14 protein-coding genes and 2 pseudogenes are annotated in these 16,307 nt (G+C 72.2%); 8 read left to right on the top strand and 8 right to left on the bottom strand.

Annotated elements, in window-relative coordinates:
* Positions 1–107: 107 nt before the first annotated feature.
* The 5 genes from ung (at position 108) to ACN28G_RS21825 (ending at position 3,341) form a co-directional block, all read left to right on the top strand.
* Positions 108–809 (top strand): uracil-DNA glycosylase, encoded by a 702-nt coding sequence (gene ung, locus ACN28G_RS21845; protein WP_091443814.1) that lies wholly within the window; start codon positions 108–110, stop codon positions 807–809.
* Between the two features lie 61 nt (positions 810–870).
* Positions 871–1,548, top strand: a complete 678-nt coding sequence (gene tsaB, locus ACN28G_RS21840) for a tRNA (adenosine(37)-N6)-threonylcarbamoyltransferase complex dimerization subunit type 1 TsaB (RefSeq protein WP_091443811.1) — start codon at positions 871–873, stop codon at positions 1,546–1,548.
* Positions 1,545–2,030, top strand: coding sequence for a ribosomal protein S18-alanine N-acetyltransferase (rimI, locus tag ACN28G_RS21835; RefSeq protein WP_421480234.1), 486 nt, complete (start codon positions 1,545–1,547; stop codon positions 2,028–2,030). Before tsaB ends, rimI begins: the two co-directional genes overlap by 4 nt.
* The gene (gene tsaD / locus ACN28G_RS21830; protein ID WP_091443802.1) at positions 2,023–3,069 is read left to right on the top strand and encodes a tRNA (adenosine(37)-N6)-threonylcarbamoyltransferase complex transferase subunit TsaD; all 1,047 of its coding nucleotides are present in this window, start codon (positions 2,023–2,025) and stop codon (positions 3,067–3,069) included. The genes rimI and tsaD overlap by 8 nt, the downstream gene beginning before the upstream one ends.
* 17 nt (positions 3,070–3,086) lie before the next feature.
* A complete protein-coding gene (locus ACN28G_RS21825; RefSeq protein ID WP_091443799.1) occupies positions 3,087–3,341 on the top strand; it encodes a hypothetical protein in 255 nt (84 codons plus the stop codon).
* Between the two features lie 111 nt (positions 3,342–3,452).
* Here ACN28G_RS21825 and ACN28G_RS21820 read toward each other — a convergent pair whose 3' ends face one another.
* The 8 genes and pseudogenes from ACN28G_RS21820 to ACN28G_RS21785 form a co-directional block, all read right to left on the bottom strand.
* Positions 3,453–4,193, bottom strand: coding sequence for a DUF4142 domain-containing protein (locus tag ACN28G_RS21820; RefSeq protein WP_091443796.1), 741 nt, complete (start codon positions 4,191–4,193; stop codon positions 3,453–3,455).
* Positions 4,194–4,311: 118 nt separating this feature from the next.
* Positions 4,312–5,493, bottom strand: coding sequence for an ROK family transcriptional regulator (locus ACN28G_RS21815; protein ID WP_421480233.1), 1,182 nt, complete (start codon positions 5,491–5,493; stop codon positions 4,312–4,314).
* Between the two features lie 31 nt (positions 5,494–5,524).
* Positions 5,525–6,784, bottom strand: coding sequence for a sugar ABC transporter permease (locus tag ACN28G_RS21810; protein WP_421480232.1), 1,260 nt, complete (start codon positions 6,782–6,784; stop codon positions 5,525–5,527).
* Positions 6,781–7,605, bottom strand: a complete 825-nt coding sequence (locus ACN28G_RS21805) for an ATP-binding cassette domain-containing protein (protein ID WP_091443788.1) — start codon at positions 7,603–7,605, stop codon at positions 6,781–6,783. The genes ACN28G_RS21810 and ACN28G_RS21805 overlap by 4 nt, the downstream gene beginning before the upstream one ends.
* A 160-nt stretch (positions 7,606–7,765) precedes the next feature.
* Entirely contained in the window at positions 7,766–8,863 is a 1,098-nt protein-coding gene (locus tag ACN28G_RS21800) for a sugar ABC transporter substrate-binding protein (protein ID WP_091443784.1), read from the bottom strand.
* A gap of 478 nt (positions 8,864–9,341) precedes the next feature.
* On the bottom strand, positions 9,342–9,815 hold the full coding sequence (ybaK, locus tag ACN28G_RS21795; protein ID WP_091443781.1) for a Cys-tRNA(Pro) deacylase: 474 nt from the start codon (positions 9,813–9,815) through the stop codon (positions 9,342–9,344).
* 256 nt (positions 9,816–10,071) lie between these two features.
* Positions 10,072–10,287, bottom strand: a pseudogene (locus ACN28G_RS21790) (THUMP-like domain-containing protein); the annotation flags it as partial.
* Between the two features lie 357 nt (positions 10,288–10,644).
* Positions 10,645–11,463 (bottom strand): annotated as a pseudogene (locus ACN28G_RS21785) (methyltransferase domain-containing protein); the annotation flags it as partial.
* Between the two features lie 340 nt (positions 11,464–11,803).
* Between ACN28G_RS21785 and groES the strand changes: the two are divergent.
* The 3 genes from groES (at position 11,804) to ACN28G_RS21770 (ending at position 16,080) form a co-directional block, all read left to right on the top strand.
* On the top strand, positions 11,804–12,118 hold the full coding sequence (gene groES / locus ACN28G_RS21780; protein ID WP_091443775.1) for a co-chaperone GroES: 315 nt from the start codon (positions 11,804–11,806) through the stop codon (positions 12,116–12,118).
* A gap of 70 nt (positions 12,119–12,188) precedes the next feature.
* Positions 12,189–13,835, top strand: coding sequence for a chaperonin GroEL (groL, locus tag ACN28G_RS21775; RefSeq protein ID WP_091443772.1), 1,647 nt, complete (start codon positions 12,189–12,191; stop codon positions 13,833–13,835).
* A gap of 574 nt (positions 13,836–14,409) precedes the next feature.
* Positions 14,410–16,080, top strand: a complete 1,671-nt coding sequence (locus ACN28G_RS21770; RefSeq protein ID WP_421480231.1) for a molybdopterin-dependent oxidoreductase — start codon at positions 14,410–14,412, stop codon at positions 16,078–16,080.
* Positions 16,081–16,307 lie beyond the last annotated feature (227 nt).

Raw genomic sequence — 16,307 nt, 5'->3', positions numbered from 1 at the left:
CCGCTGATGAACCCAATTTGCTGGGTACGGGTACTCAACCGCCCCGCGTAACGGTGTCGGACCCGGCTGGTAGGAAGTAGCCGAACCGTTCGCGCGAAAGGTGGCCCATGCCCGACGACGTCCCGCCCCTCGACCTGCCGGCGCACCTCCCCGAGGCCTGGCAGTCCGTCCTGACCCCGCACCTCGACCCGGCGGGCACCGCCGCGTTGGGCCGGTTCGTGGCCGACGAGTACGCCACCGAGACGGTCTTCCCACCGGTGGAGGACCTCTTCTCGGCGTACCGGCTCTGCGCGCCGCAGGACTGCCGGGTGCTGATCCTCGGCCAGGACCCCTACCACAAGGCCGGGCAGGCACACGGGCTCAGCTTCAGTGTGCGCGACGGCGTCGCGGTGCCGCCGTCGCTGCGTAACGTCTTCAAGGAGTTGGGCGAGGACCTGGGCGTGCCGAAGCCGACCAGCGGCAACCTGAGCGGTTGGGCGGCGCAGGGGGTGCTGCTGCTCAACTCCGTGCTCACCGTGCGTCAGGCCAAGCCCGGTTCGCACGGTGGCAAGGGCTGGGAGGAGTTCACCGACGCCACCATCCGGGCCCTGGACGCGCTGGAGCACCGGGTGGTCTTCCTGCTCTGGGGCGGGTACGCGCGCAAGAAGGCCACCCTGGTCGGCAACCCGCAGCACGTGGTGCTGGAGGCCGGCCACCCCAGCCCGATGAATCCGCGCGGGTTCCTCGGCAGTCGTCCGTTCAGCGCGACCAACAAGGCCCTCGCCGACGCCGGTCTGCCGACCGTCGACTGGGCCCGTTCCGCCGGCTGACCACCCGGCAACGCCGTGGGGCGTCACCGGGGGCGGCGGTGGGCCGGCTAGGGTTGCAGCCGTGCTCGTACTGGTGGTGGATTCCTCGACCCCCGCGGTGACCGCGGCGCTGGTGGAGGTCTCGGCGGACGGTGTCGCGTCCCGGGCGTCGCGGTGTGCGGTCGACGCCCGGGCGCACGGTGAGCTGCTCGCGCCGCAGGTCGACGCGGTGCTGGCCGAGGCCGGCGCCCGCCCGGCCGACCTCGGCGCGATCGTCGCCGGGCTCGGCCCCGGGCCGTTCACCGGGCTGCGGGTCGGCCTGGTCACCGCCGCCACCATGGGTCAGGTGCTCGGCGTGCCCACCTACGGGGTCTGTTCGCTGGACGGCATCGGGCACCCGGCGGCGACCGGCGAGCCGGTGCTGGCCGCCAGCGACGCGCGCCGGCGGGAGATCTACTGGGCGGTCTACGACGGCACCGGCGAGCGGATCGCCGGGCCGGCGGTGGACACCCCCACCGTCGCCGCCGCCCACGCCCGCGACCTCGGCGTGAGCCTGGCGGCCGGCGACGGCGCGCACCGCTACGCCGACGCGCTCGGCCTGCCGGTACGCGCCGAGCCGCGCTACCCGGACGCCACCACGTTGGCGCTGCTGGCCGCCGAGCGGATCCGCGCCGGCACGGAAGGTGAGCGCCTCACCCCGCTCTACCTGCGCCGCCCGGACGCGGTGGCGGCGGCCAGCCGCAAGCCGGTCCTGCCGTGAGTGCCACCGGCGTACGCCTGGGCCGGTTCCGCTGGTGGCACATCGACGAGGTGTTGTCGATCGAGGCGGACCTCTTCGGCCCGGAGCAGTGGTCGGCCGGGATGTTCTGGGGCGAGCTGGCCAACGGCCACCACTACCTGGTCGCCGTGGACGACGACGGGCTGCTCGGCTACGCCGGGCTCGCCGTCGCCCCACCCGACGAGGCCTGGGTGCAGAACATCGCGGTACGCCGCCGGGCGCAGCGGCGGGGCGTGGGCCGGCTCCTGCTGGAGGCGCTGCTCGCCGAGGCGGCCCGCCGGGACGCCCGCAGCACGCTGCTGGAGGTCGCCGCCGACAACGCGCCCGCGCAGCGGCTCTACGCCCGGTACGGGTTCGAGCCGATCGGCGTACGCCGGGGCTACTACCAACCGAGCAACACCGACGCGCTGGTCATGCAGCGGGTCACCACACCGACCGGGGAAGGGACCGACGGGCATGGCTGACGAACCGCTGATCCTCGGCATCGAGACCTCCTGCGACGAGACCGGGGTCGGCATCGTGCGCGGGCACACCCTGCTCGCCGACGCGCTGGCCTCCAGCGTGGAGCAGCACGCCCGGTTCGGCGGGGTGGTGCCCGAGGTGGCCAGCCGCGCCCACCTGGAGGCCATCGTGCCGACCATGGACCGGGCGTTGACCTCCGCCGGGGTGACCATCGCCGACATCGACGCGATCGCGGTGACCTCCGGTCCCGGGCTGGCCGGCGCCCTGCTGGTCGGGGTGGCCGCCGCCAAGGGCTACGCGGTGGCCGCCGAGAAGCCGGTGTACGGGGTGAACCACCTGGCCGCGCACGTCGCCGTGGACACCCTGGAGCACGGCCCGCTGCCGGAGCCGGCGATCGCCCTGCTGGTCTCCGGCGGGCACTCGTCCCTGCTGCTCGTCGACGACCTGGCCCGGGGCGTCACCCCGCTCGGCGCGACCATCGACGACGCCGCCGGCGAAGCCTTCGACAAGGTGGCCCGGCTGCTTGGGTTGCCGTTCCCGGGTGGCCCCCCGATCGACCGGGAGGCCCGCGTCGGCAGCGCCGAGGCGATCCGCTTCCCGCGCGGCCTGACCGCCCCGAAGGACCTGGCCGCGCACCGGTACGACTTCTCCTTCTCCGGCCTGAAGACGGCGGTGGCGCGGTGGGTCGAGGCCCGGCAGCGCGCCGGTGAGCCGGTGCCGGTGGCCGACGTGGCGGCGTCCTTCCAGGAGGCGGTCTGCGACGTGCTGACCAGCAAGGCGCTGGACGCCTGCCGGACCCACGGCATCGACACCCTGGTCATCGGCGGGGGAGTGGCGGCCAACTCACGGCTGCGGGCCCTCGCCGAGCAACGGGCCGCCAGGCACGGCATCCGGGTACGGGTGCCCCGGCCGAAGCTCTGCACCGACAACGGGGCGATGGTCGCGGCGCTCGGCTCGCACCTGGTGGCCGCCGGTGTCGCGCCGAGCCGGCTGGACCTGCCGGCCGATTCGGCCATGCCACTGACCGTGGTCAGCGTGTGAACGGAGGAGGAGCCGACGTGATCGTCCGGATGTGGGAGGCACGGGCCGAGCCGTACGGCGTCGCCGACCTGATCACCTGGGTCTGCGACACCGCCCTGCCCGAGTTCGAGCACGATCCACTGCACGTGGCCAGCGAGGTCTTCTCCTCCACCGACCACCGGGTGGTGGTGATCTCGAAGTGGCGCAGCAGCCCCCGGGGCCTGCCGGAGCCGCCGGCACGGCTGGTGGCCCGCCCGCCACACTCCTGGGACTTCACCCAGGTCGACCGCTGACCGTCGGGCTCCCGGCCCGCCGGCCCGGTTGGCCCGGACGCGACCGGGCCCCGGCGCGCCCGAATCGCGCCGGGGCCCGGCCCGGAGTGTGGTCTGGTGACGTGCGGTTCGTCAGTTGCGGCGTAGCACCCGCCAGGTGGCGATGCCGCCGGTGGCCAGGGCGGCCAGGAAGACCAGCCAGACCACGGTGCTGCTGACCCCGATCCCGGTGCCGGTGTTCGCCGACGCCCGTGCGATCAGCGAGTCGTTGCCCGAGGCGGGCAGCACGGCGGGCGGCAGTTGCTCCCAGCGGACCAGGCCGGTGCGCTCCAGCATCTCCATGTGCGCCGAGACGAACTTGTTGGCGTCGTCGGCGAGCTTGCGGATGGTGGCGTTGCGGGTGGCGGCCCGGACCGCGCCGATCACCGGGAAGATACTGCCGTGCGCCTCCCGGAGCCGGGTGACGAAGATCTGGTCGAAGCGGGCCCCGCTGTTGTTCTGCATCTCCAGCAGCCAGGCCTTCTGCTGGGCCGTCGGGTCAGAGGGGATCGTCGCGCCCAGCTTGTTGGCCGCCTCCACGGTGAGCCGGTCCAGCTCCTCGTGCTGCTTGGCGATCTCGGCGCCGATCTCCCGGACGACCGGGGACTGGCCCTTGTCGGCGGCCATCTGTCCGGCCGGCATCTCCCAGAGGCCGGCGAGCCGGACCCCGACCAGTAGGGCCTGGTCGGCGGCGTTGAGGGCCTGCTGCGGCGCGGGTACGGCGACCGCGACCCCGGGTAGCACAGCGATGCCCGCCACGAGCGCGATGAGAAGCACCGCCACCCGGTGGGTCCGGTGTCCTGGCCGACGGTGTGCGGATTCCAGCGGTGCCATGTCTGCGGTGCCTCCTCGGTCCGGACCGAAACGCGGGGTGTCCGGGCAGCCGCCGGCTGCCGTCCGCCCAGTGGTACGCACCAGAGGGCCGAGAGGTTCAGCGTGCGGCGATCGGGTGTCAACCCACGTCGAGCGGGTCGGTGAGGAGCCGTTCGAAGGCGAGTTCGGCGGCGCCGATCAACGCGCCGTCGTCACCGAGCTTCGGGGTGCGCAGCCGGACGTGTTCCCGGCAGGCGGCCAGCGCGTTGGAGTTCAACCGGCTGCGGACCTGCGCCGCCGCGGCGAGGTAGAGGTCGCGCATGGTGCCACCGAAGATGACCAGCTCCGGGTTGAAGATGTTCACCAGGTTGGCGACGCCGAAGCCGAGCCAGTCGCCTACCTGACGTACCGCGGACTGGGCGTTGGCGTCGCCGCGGGCCGCCGGGTCCACCACGGCCAGCACCGCGGCCTGGCCGGAGAGGCCGGCGCGGCCGGCGGCCCGCAGCAGGGCCAGTTCGCCGACCTCGGTCTCCCAGCAGCCCCGGGAACCGCAGCTGCACACCCGGCCGCCGGGGTTGACCACCATGTGGCCGACCTCGCCGCCGTGTCCACCGTGGCCGGTGATGCGCCGGCCGCCGGCGATGATGCCCGCGCCGATCCCGGCGTCGCCGTACAGGTAGATGACGTTGTGGTAGCCGGCCGCGACGCCCCGGACGTGCTCGGCCAGGGCGGACAGGTCGGCGATGGTGCCGGTCACCACGGGCAGGCCGCCGCCGAGTTCGTCGCGGAGCCGGGTGGTCAGCGACTCGTCCGACCAGCCGGTGTGCGGGCTGAGCCGGACCAGCCCGTCGTCGCGGCGGGCCATCCCGCAGACCGCCGCCCCGGTACCGACCCGGATCGAGCCCGCCGGCACGCTCTGCTGCATCTCCTTGACCGCCGCCGCAAGCAGCGGCACGACCTCGTCGACGAGCAGGCCGGGTGGTCGGTCCAGCTCCCGGCGGTCGAGCAGCTCACCGCCGAGACCGACCCGCGCGGCCCGCAGCCGGTCCGTCTCGATCGAGTACGCGTACGCGTAGACCCGGTCCGACTCGGGCCGGACGACCAGCGACGGTCGTCCGGCCCGGCCGGTCTCCTTGGGCGCTCCCTCGCTGACCAGCCCGGCCCCGGCCAGGTCGGCGGTGAGCGCGCCGATGGTGCTGCGGTTCAGGCCCAACCGGCTGGTCAGCTCGGCTCGACTGGTCGCGCCGTGGACGTGCACGTACCGCAGCAGGGCACCGAGGTTCTGTCGACGGATCTCGTCCTGACTTGGTCCGGTGCGCATCGCTCTGGGGTACTTTCGGGTTCGCCGGTGGTCAGCGGGTGCCGGTGGCGGCCGAGCGGCGCCGCGACAGCGCGTCGACGCTCGCGGCGAGCAGCAGCACCACCCCGGTCACCACGTACTTCGTCCCGGCGCTGTAGCCCAGCAGACCCATGCCGTTGTCGATGACGGCGACCACCGCACCGCCGAGCACCGCGTCGAGCACCCGGCCCTTGCCACCGAAGAGGCTGGTGCCGCCGATCACCGCCGCGCCGACGGCGTAGAGCAGCACGTTGCTTCCGCCGGTGTTGGGGTCGACCGAGTTGGCCCGGCTCGCGGCCACGATACCGCCGACGGCGGCCATCCCGGAGCAGATCATGAAGACCGAGATCCGGATCCGGTCCACGTTGATGCCGGCCCGGCGCGCCGCCTCCTTGTTGCCACCGACGGCGTAGACGTGCCGCCCGTAGCTGGTGCGCTGGAGCACGAAGGTCCAGAAGATCAGCAGCACCGCGATGATCGGTACCACGATCGGCACGCCCTTGAGCGAGGTGACCAGGACGTTGCGGCTGCGCTCCTGGTTGAGGATGAACACGGCGATGCCGAGGACCAGCGCCACCGACCCGATCCGGGCGAGCACCACCGGCATCGGGTCGGTGACCAGACCCCGGGCGGCCCGGCTGCGGTACCGGTTGAGCTGCACCGCCGCGTACCCGGCGACCGCCACCGCGAACAGCACCCAGCCGAGCAGCGGGGTGAGGTTGCGGTTGGCGATGGCGAGCAGCACGTCGTCGCGTACCGCGATGTTGCTGCCCTGGTCGATCAGGAGCAGCACGATGCCCTGGAAGGCCAGGAAGCCGGCGAGGGTGACCACGAAGGACGGGATCCCGATCTTGGAGACCAGGAAGCCGAGGACGGTGCCGATCACCACGCCGGTGGCGACGGCGGCCAGCGCCGCCACGTACCAGGGGTAGCCGAGCACGGTAGCGACGTTTGCCAGGATCGCCGCGCAGACCCCGCTGGCGAAGCCGGCGGAGAGGTCGATCTCACCGAGCAGCAGGACGAAGACCAGCCCCATCGCGATCAGGGTGACCGCCGCGCCCTGGGTGAAGAGGTTCGCGAAGTTGCCCGCGGTGAGGAAGGTGGGACGCATGATCGAGAAGACGGTGCAGAGCACCACCAACCCGAGTACGGCGGGCAGCGCGCCGATGTCGCCACCGCGTACCCGGCTCAGGTAGTTGCGGACGTGGGCGCCGACGGTCGGTGCGGGGGTGACCGCCGCCGGGCCTTCCTGCTTGACGACGGTGGTGGTCATCGCGTGGCTCCTGGGTTCGTGGCGACGGGCTGGGCGCCGGTGCCGTTGCCGCCCGGGGCCGCGTCGGCGGTGAGCCCGAGGTTGCCGGAGCGGCCGGCGGTGATCAGTTCGACCACCTGGGAGTGGGTGATGTCGGTGGTCCTGACCTGGGCGACCATCTGGCCGAGGTAGAGCGCGGCGATCCGGTCGGAGACGGCGAAGACGTCGTTCATGTTGTGCGAGATGAGCACCACGGCCAGGCCGTTGTCGGCCAGCCGGCGGACCAGCTCCAGCACCTGGGCGGTCTGCGCCACGCCGAGCGCCGCGGTCGGCTCGTCCAGGACCACCAACCTGCTGTTCCAGAGCACCGCCTTGGCGATCGCCACGGTCTGCCGCTGCCCGCCGGAGAGGCTGGAGACGTGCTGACGCAGTGACTTGACCGTCCGGACGCTCAGTCCGGCGAGGGTCTCGGCGGCCATCTGTTCCATGGTCGGCTCGTCGAGCACCAGACCGCTGTGCTTCTCCCGACCGAGGAACATGTTCTGCACGATGTCGAGGTTGTCGCAGAGCGCGAGATCCTGGTACACGACCTCGATGCCCAGCCCGGCGGCGTCCCGAGGGCTGTTGATGCTCACCGGCCGGCCGTCGAAGAGGAACTCGCCGGCGTCGGTGGGGTAGATGCCGCTGATGCACTTGACAAGCGTGGACTTACCGGCGCCGTTGTCGCCGACCAGTGCGGTCACCTCCCCGGCGTGGGCGGAGAGGGCGACGTCACGCAGGACCTGGACGGGACCGAAGCTCTTGTCGATCCCGCGTAGCTCCAGCAGGGGGGTCGCGGACACGGGGGTCTCCTTCGTCACGGAGGGGAGGTCTTCCAGAGCCCTCCGGCGGGGCGCCGCCCGGCACGGGGTGACCGTGCCGGGCGGCGCTGCGTCGAAGGGTGGTCAGCCCCGGTACGAGGCTGGGCGTACGGTCAGCCTCGGTGCGAGGCTGGGCGTACGGTCAGCTGATGCCGGCGTCGGCGCAGAGCTTGGCGTACGAGTCGGCGCAGAGCTTGTCCTTCTCGACGTAGCCGTCGGCCACCACGTCCTTGACGTTCTCCTTGTAGATCAGCTTCGGCTCCAGCAGCCGGGCGGGAACGTCCCGACCGCTCTCCGGGTCCTTGACCGTCTGCCCGGTCTCCTTCCGCTCACCCTTGGCCACCGCGATGGCCAGCTCGGCCGCGGCGTCGGCCTCCTGCTTGACCGCCTTGTAGACGGTCATGCACTGGTCGCCGGCGAGGATGTTCTGCAGACCCTGCAGGTCGGCGTCCTGGCCGGTCACCGGCACCTTGCCGTTGAGCTTGTTCTTCTTCAGCACCGAGATGGCCGCGTTGCCGAGGCCGTCGTTGGCGCTGAGCACCCCGTCGATCTTGCCGCTGGTCTGGGTCAGCATCTGCTCGAACAGCGTGGTCGCCTGGGCCGGGTCCCAGTCCGGCACCGACTGCTCGGGGCCCTTGACGAACTCCTTGGAGTCGAACTTCGGCTTGAGCACCGAGTCGTACCCGTTCTTGAACAGGGTGGCGTTGTTGTCGGTAGGCGAGCCGTTCAGGTAGGCGATGACCGGGTTCTTGGTGCCCTGGTCGGCCAGGCACTTGCTCAGGCCCTCACCCTGGAGCTTGCCGACGGCCTCGTTGTCGAAGCTGACGTAGTACTGCGCGGAGCCGCCCAGGGTGAGCCGGTCGTAGTCGATGGTCGCCACGCCCTGCGCCTTGGCCTTGTCCAGCACGGCCTTGCCGGTGCCGGAGTCCAGGTTGACGATCATCAGGGCGGTCGCCCCCTGCGTGATCATCTGGTCGGCGATGGTCTGGAAGGCGTTCTTGTCGTTCTGCGCGTTCTGGATGTCGTAATCAACACCGGCGGCCTCGAAGGCGGCCTGGAGGAACTTGCGGTCTGCGGTTTCCCAGCGGGCGGAGGACTTGCTGTCCGGCAGGATCACGCCGATCTTCGGCTTCTTCTCGTTGCCGCCGGCCTCGGTGTCGCCGGAGTCGTCGCCACAGGCGGTGAGACCGCCGGTGGCGAGTAGGCCCACGGCGGCGATGGTGAGGATCCCTCTGCGCATCTGCGGGGTTCCTTTCGGGGGTGGGGTTGCCGGGTGTGGTTTGTTGTGTCCGGCAACGTATTTCGCGTCACACGTCACGCACAAGACCGCCGAGGTCATGAATTTGTTGGCGGCGGTAACAATTCAGCAACGCCACCGCCGTGCCCCGGAAACCACCCAGCTAACCGGGTCGCTCCCGGCGTCGCGGCGCCCTGCTCAGGCCCCCGACCGGGCCGGCCGGAGCGTGGGGGCCATGCCGTGGGGCGCTGGCGGCCTCGGCTGCGGTCAGCTGAGCGGGGTGTAGATGGCTGCCGGGCGGGGCGTTGCCGGCTGCCCGGCTGCCGGGCGGGGCGCTGGCGGCTGCCTGGCTGCCGGGCGGGGCGCTGGCGGCTGCCCGGCTTCACGGCGGGGCGCTGGCGGCTGCCCGGCTGCCCGGCGGGGCGTTGGTGGCCCTGGGCGACGGTCAGCCGGGCGGGGCGTTGGTGGCCCTGGGCGACGGTCAGCCGAGCGGGGCGATGGTGGCCCCGGTGAGGGCGACCAGGTCGGCGGGGGCGAGTTCGAGTTGCAGCCCGCGCCGGCCGGCACTGACGTAGACCGTGTCGAAGGTCAGCGCGGAGGAGTCCACCACCGTGGGCAGCTGCCTGCGTTGGCCGAGCGGACTGATCCCGCCACGCACGTAACCGGTGGCCCGCTCGGCGACCGTACGCTCGGCCAGCCCGGCCCGCTTGCCGCCCACCGCCGCCGCGAGGGCCTTGAGGCTCAGCTCGCCGGTGACCGGTACGACCGCCACCACCAGCGCGCCGTCGACCTCGGTGACCAGGGTCTTGAACAGGCGCTCCGGTGGCACCCCGAGGGCCCGCGCGACCACCGCGCCGTAGTTCGGCGCATCCGGCGCGACCCGGTACGCGTGGGTGCGGTGAGCGATCCGCCGCCGGGTCAGCAGCGCCGTCGCCGGGGTGCCCTGTCCCGCCATGCCCGACAGGCTAGACCGGTGGACCTGCCGCCGCTCGCCGATTCCGCCTCGATCGACCCGCCCGGCGGGTGGCGCGCCCGGCGGGTGGCGTGGCCGGTTGATCCACTCGGTTGGGGCGATATGGCGGGGTCAGCCGGGCCCGGATACCGCCATGTCGTCCCAACCGAGTGGATCAAAGCCGGGGGTGCGCCATCCCGGGAGTGATGGGAAGGGCAGCATGGATGTCATCCCGGCGCGATCAACCCTGGGTCGCCGGTCAGGTCACTGGGCGGCACAACAGGGTGGTCGGGGCACCTGCCACCCGGGTCAACACCAGGCTCGCCGGCTGGTCCCCGGTGAGCCGCAGATCGCGGCGGAGCTGCTCCGGCTCCAACGCGGAACCACGCTTCAGGATCTCCACCCGGCCGACCCGTCGCTCCCGCAGCAGCGCACGCAGCCGTTTCAACGAGAACGGCAGCACGTCGGTCACCTCCAGGCAGCGGGCGAACGGGGTCACCGTGGCGGTGTCGGCGTACAGGTAGGCGATGCTCGGGTCAGCCAGCGTGGCATCCAGTTCGGCGCCGAGTTCGGCGACCAGGTGGGCGCGGACCACCGCCGGGTCCGGGTCGTAGAGGAACCGCCGTACCGGCCCGACCGCCGCCTCCGCCATGCCGCTACCGCCCAACTGGTGCACCGTCTGCCGCGCGGCCTCGCCCCCGCCGTGCTGCCGCGCCGCCTCGCCCCCGCCGTGCTGCCGCGCCGCCTCGCCCCCGCCGTGCTGCCGCGCCGCCTCGCCCCCGCCGTGCTGCCGCGCCGCCTCGCCCCCGCCGTGCTGCCGCGCGGCCTCGCGCTCGCTGGGGTGAGAAGGGTGCCCTTCTCGACCGTATGCGTTAACAGGGGGCCCTTCCTTACCCAGCAGGGTGGCGCGGCGGGGGAGGTGGGCCAGCGGGCCACACCAGAGGGCGGCCTCGACCAGGTCGCCGTCGACGCTCACCCACTCCGCCTCCGCGTCGGCCGGGATCAGCGCGTGGTCGAGGCCGGGGGCCACCTTGACCACCGTGTTCGGCACCCGGTGCGCCAGACCGGTGACGAAGTCCCAGGGCGGCGAGTAGGAGTTCGGGTCGAAGATCCGTCGGCCGGTGCCGGCCCGCCGACGGGCCGGGTCGCAGAAGACCGCGTCCACCCCGGACACGTCGAAGGCGGTGGCGTCGCCGCAGGTCACGGTGAACAGGTCGGCCAGCCCGGCGGCCTCGGCGTTGGCGGCGGCCAGCGCGGCGGTGAGCGGGTCGGCCTCCACGCCGTACACCCGGATGCCGGCACGGGCGGCGGCGAGTGCGTCGGCACCGAGGCCGCACCCCAGATCGGCCAGGGTGTCCACCCCGACGGCCCGTAACCGTTCGGCCCGTCGTCGGGCGACTACCGACCGGGTGGCCTGCTCCAGACCGGCCCGGGTGAAGAACATCCCGGCGGCGACCGGGCCGAACTTGCCGACCGCCCGGCGGCGCAGCTCCGCCTGGGTCAGCGCGGCGGCGGCCAACCCGGCGGGTACGCCGGTGGCCCGCAGCGCACCCGCCGCGCGCAGCGGGTCACCGCCGGCCAGTCGCGCGGCCGTGGCCAGTGCCGCCGACCCCTCGGGGGTACGCAGCGCGGCGAGCTGTTCCAGATCCACCCGGCCATTGTCGCGGGCTGTCCCATGACCGCCGAGCCGGCCGTCGCCGATTCCCACCGTTGCCGGGCCCGGTCCTCGGATCTCCGCAGCGGGTGGCCGGCGGGGGAACAGTGGCGGACACGACCGTGGCGGATTGGCACTCTCCTTGACGGAGTGCTAGCCGAGGAATAACCTGCGATTAGCACTCTCGCCATGAGGGTGCCAGCTCCCGGGCCTTCCCGGCACGGGTGCTCACGCCAGGCGGACCGGCACCCGCGACGACGGTCCCGCCCGGTGGCATGAGGCAGATTGACGCTGGTCGGATTCTCGACCGGCTACGAAACCAATACCCCAGGAGGGTATGCCCGTGACTACCGCGACCAAGGTTGCGATCAAGCCGCTCGAGGACCGCATCGTGGTCCAGGCGAACGAGGCCGAGACCACGACGGCGTCCGGCATCGTGATCCCCGACACCGCCAAGGAGAAGCCCCAGGAGGGCGTCGTCCGGGCCGTCGGCCCGGGCCGGGTCGACGACAGCGGCAACCGGATCCCGGTTGACGTGCAGGTCGGCGACACCGTCCTCTACTCCAAGTACGGCGGCACCGAGGTCAAGTACGCCGGCGAGGAGTACCTGGTGCTCTCCGCCCGCGACGTCCTCGCGGTCATCGAGAAGTAACCAACCGAATCAGTGTCGCTGCCCCGGTCCGGCTCGCCGGGCCGGGGCAGCACGCTTCGAAGGGACATTCATGGCGAAGATCCTGAGCTTCTCGGACGACGCCCGACACCTGCTGGAGCACGGTGTCAACGCCCTCGCTGACGCGGTCAAGGTCACTCTCGGCCCGCGCGGGCGCAACGTCGTCCTGGACAAGAAATTCGGTGCGCCGACGATCACCAACGATGGTGTGACCATCGCCAAGGAGATCGAGCTCACCAACCCGTACGAGAACCTGGGCGCGCAGCTGGTCAAGGAGGTGGCGACCAAGACCAACGACGTCGCCGGCGACGGGACCACCACCGCGACCGTGCTGGCGCAGGCGATGATCCGCGAGGGTCTGCGCAACGTGACCGCCGGGGCCAACCCGATCGGGCTCAAGCGTGGCGTCGACGCTGCCGCCCAGAAGGTCTCCGAGGCGCTGCTGGAGCGGGCCGTGGAGGTCGACGACAAGAAGTCGATCGCACACGTCGCGACCATCTCCGCGCAGGACTCCACCATCGGTGAGCTGATCGCCGAGGCGATGGAGCGGGTCGGCCGCGACGGTGTCATCACCGTCGAGGAGGGCTCCGCCCTGCACACCGAGCTGGACGTCACCGAGGGGCTCCAGTTCGACAAGGGCTTCATCTCGCCCAACTTCGTCACCGACGCGGAGTCGCAGGAGTCCGTTCTGGAGGACGCGTACATCCTGATCACCACGCAGAAGATCTCCGCGATCGAGGAGCTGCTGCCGCTGCTGGAGAAGGTCCTCTCCGACAGCAAGCCGCTGCTGATCATCGCCGAGGACGTCGACGGGCAGGCGCTCTCCACCCTGGTGGTCAACGCCATCCGCAAGACCGTCAAGGTCTGCGCGGTCAAGGCCCCCGGGTTCGGCGACCGCCGCAAGGCGATGCTCCAGGACCTGGCGATCGCCACCGGTGCCGAGCTGGTCGCCCCCGAGCTGGGCTACAAGCTGGACCAGGTCGGCCTGGAGGCGCTCGGCTCCGCCCGGCGCATCGTGGTCGACAAGGAGACCACCACCATCGTCGATGGTGGCGGCCAGTCCAGCGAGGTCAGCGACCGGGTCGCCCAGATCCGCAAGGAGATCGAGGCCTCGGACTCCGACTGGGACCGGGAGAAGCTGGGCGAGCGGCTGGCGAAGCTCTCCGGCGGTATCGCGGTCATCAAGGTGGGTGCGGCGACCGAGGTCGAGATGAAGGAGCGCAAGCACCGCATCGAGGACGCCATCGCCGCGACCAAGGCCGCGGTCGAGGAGGGTACGGTGCCCGGCGGCGGTGCCGCGCTCGCGCAGATCCTGCCGGTGCTCGACGACGACCTCGGCTTCACCGGTGACGAGAAGGTCGGTGTCTCGATCGTGCGCAAGTCGCTGGTCGAGCCGCTGCGCTGGATCGCGCAGAACGCCGGCCAGGACGGTTACGTCGTGGTGCAGAAGGTCGTCGGCGAGAAGTGGGGCCAGGGTCTCGACGCCGCCAACGGCTCCTACGTCGACCTGGCCAAGTCCGGCATCATCGACCCGGTGAAGGTGACCCGCAACGCGGTGACCAACGCCGCCTCGATCGCCGGGCTGCTGCTGACCACCGAGAGCCTGGTCGTGGAGAAGCCGGAGAAGGCCGAGCCGGCCGCCGCCGGTGGCCACGGCCACTCGCACGGCCACGGCCACCAGCACGGCCCCGGCTTCTGATCCACCCGCACCCCGGCACCCAACACCCGCCGCAGGTGCAAGGAAGGGCCCCTTCTTAACGCTCATCCGGTTAGGAAGGGGCCCTTCCTTGCACCGCGGGCGGGCGGTGCAAAGATCTTGGAAGCAAAGTGCCCCTCCAGCGGCCGGCTTCTTCCAGGTCACTCTTGTTGCGCAGAGACCCCATAAGCGTAAAAAAGGGGCAAATCAGTGCAGAACCGCTCTATTGCCCGGCCACCCCACCGACGCACGTACCCTCGTCACCGCCCGAAGCGGGCCCCGAGGTGAATCTTGGACACTTACCGTCCAAATAGAACGGTAAGTGTCCAAGATCTCCAAGCCGGTCGGGTACGGAGACAGCAACGCGCCTCAGCCGCGAAACGACGGCGGGGGTCGGGGCGTTCGACGGATCAGGGCGGCTCTCACCGGGCCGGGTCGGCCGCTGCCTGGTCCAGCTCTCGGATGGGCCAGAATCTGGTCGGTTGCGGACCAGGGGCGCGGTGACCGGGGCGAGCGGGTCATCACCGGCCGTTCCGGGGAGTCGACGCTCGGCGGAGTGTGGGTCAGACTCGGTCGGGTGACTGTCATCTCCCGCGGGTACGCGGCCCTGGCCGGGATCACCGCCGCCGTCGTGGCGATCGGCTCGGCGGAACTGGTGGCGGTGGTCACCGGTCCCCGGTCGGCTCCGCTGGTCGCGGTCGGGGGCCTGGTGGTGGACCACGTCCCTGAGCCGGCGAAACAGTTCGGCATCGCGCTCTTCGGCACGTACGACAAGATCGCTCTGTTGGTGGGGACGGCGCTGTTGCTCGGCGTCTTCGCCGCGCTGATCGGGGTGTTGGCGGTCCGGTGGTTGGTGGCCGGCCTCGCCGGCATCGGGGTGTTCGCCGCCCTCGGCGTGGGCGCGGCGGTGACCCGGGCCGGTGCGGGCCCGGCCGACGCGCTGCCGTCGTTGCTCGGCGGCGGGCTCGGCGCGCTGGCGCTCTGGCTGCTGATCGCCGGCCCGCTGCAACCCGACCCCTGGCCCTGGTCCCCACCGGCGACAGCACCCCCACCGGCGACAGCACCTCCACCTGCGGCGACATCGTCACCGACGGCGACACCTCCACCGGCGATGGCCTCGTCACCGGCGACAGCACCCCCACCGGACGCGGCGACCCCGGCCGCCCCGGCGGGAATGTCGGTGGAGGGGCGGCGGCGTTTCCTCACCGGGGCGGGCTGGCTGATCGGCACGGCGACCGTCGGTGGGCTCGCCGGGCGGTGGCTGGCCGGCCAGCGGGGGGTGTCGGAGGCCCGGGCGGCGGTGGTGCTACCGGCGCCGGTGGGGCCCGCGCCGGCGGTACCGGCGGGAGCGGACCTGTCGGTGCCGCAACTCGCCCCCTACGTCACGCCGAACATCGGGTTCTACCGGATCGACACCGCGCTGGTGGTGCCGCAGGTCGACCCGGACACCTGGCGGCTGCGTATCCACGGCCGGGTCCGCAACCCGATCGAGTTGAGCTTCGCCGAGTTGCTGGCCCGACCGATGGTCGAGCGGTACGTCACCCTGGCCTGCGTCTCCAACGAGGTGGGTGGGGACCTGGTCGGCAACGCCCGGTGGCTCGGGGTGCCGATCCGGGAGCTGCTCGACGAGGCGCAACCGGAGCAGGGTGCGGACCAGGTGGTGGGGCGCTCGGTCGACGGATGGACCTGCGGCACCCCGACCGCGGTGCTGCGCGACGGGCGGGACGCGCTGCTGGCGGTGGGGATGAACGGCGAGCCGTTGCCGGTCGAGCACGGCTTTCCGGTCCGGATGGTGGTGCCGGGCCTGTACGGCTACGTCTCGGCCTGCAAGTGGGTCACCGAGCTGGAGCTGACCAGTTTCGCCGACTTCGACGCGTACTGGGTGCCGCGGGGCTGGTCGGCGCAGGGGCCGGTGAAGACCCAGTCGCGCATCGACACGCCCCGCCCGCGCAACCGGCTTACCGCCGGACAGGTGACGGTGGCGGGGGTGGCCTGGGCGCAGCACCGGGGCATCAGCCGGGTGGAGGTACGCCTCGACGAGGGTCAGTGGCAGGAGGCGGAGCTGGCCCCGGCCGTGTCGGTGGACACCTGGGTGCAGTGGTCGTGGCGCTGGACGGCCACCGTGGGCGAGCACACCCTGCAGGTACGGGCCACCGACAGCGCCGGGGAGACCCAGACCGAGCGTCGCCGGCCGGTCGCCCCGGACGGGGCCACCGGCTGGCACACGGTCCGGGTGACCGTCCGCTGACCATCCGACGGACCAGCCGACGAACCATCCGAGGGACCAGCCGACGCGGACGGTCCGAGCGACGGGCAGGCCAACCGGCCAGGCCAGCCGGCGGGCGCTGACCAACCGACGGACCAACCGACGCGGACGGACCAAGCGCCGGGCCGGGCCGATGGGCCAGGCCGATGGGCCAGGCCGCCGAACCAGGCCGCCGAACCAGGCCGGCCGACAAGCCCGGCCGAGTAGCG

Origin of the sequence: Micromonospora sp. WMMA1923, from assembly GCF_049179195.1 — a bacterium.
GTDB classification, from domain to species: Bacteria; Actinomycetota; Actinomycetes; order Mycobacteriales; family Micromonosporaceae; genus Micromonospora; species Micromonospora yangpuensis.
This window is presented reverse-complemented; position numbering and strand designations above follow the sequence as displayed.

Bases quoted from the DNA above. Each gene is read 5' to 3' on its own strand.
- groL (WP_091443772.1), top strand. From the start codon at position 12,189: ATGGCGAAGATCCTGAGCTTCTCGGACGACGCCCGACACCTGCTGGAG.
- ACN28G_RS21800 (WP_091443784.1), bottom strand. From the start codon at position 8,863: ATGCGCAGAGGGATCCTCACCATCGCCGCCGTGGGCCTACTCGCCACC.
- groES (WP_091443775.1), top strand. From the start codon at position 11,804: ATGCCCGTGACTACCGCGACCAAGGTTGCGATCAAGCCGCTCGAGGAC.
- ybaK (WP_091443781.1), bottom strand. From the start codon at position 9,815: ATGGCGGGACAGGGCACCCCGGCGACGGCGCTGCTGACCCGGCGGCGG.
- ung (WP_091443814.1), top strand. From the start codon at position 108: ATGCCCGACGACGTCCCGCCCCTCGACCTGCCGGCGCACCTCCCCGAG.
- ACN28G_RS21810 (WP_421480232.1), bottom strand. From the start codon at position 6,784: ATGACCACCACCGTCGTCAAGCAGGAAGGCCCGGCGGCGGTCACCCCC.
- ACN28G_RS21815 (WP_421480233.1), bottom strand. From the start codon at position 5,493: ATGCGCACCGGACCAAGTCAGGACGAGATCCGTCGACAGAACCTCGGT.
- tsaD (WP_091443802.1), top strand. From the start codon at position 2,023: ATGGCTGACGAACCGCTGATCCTCGGCATCGAGACCTCCTGCGACGAG.
- ACN28G_RS21820 (WP_091443796.1), bottom strand. From the start codon at position 4,193: ATGGCACCGCTGGAATCCGCACACCGTCGGCCAGGACACCGGACCCAC.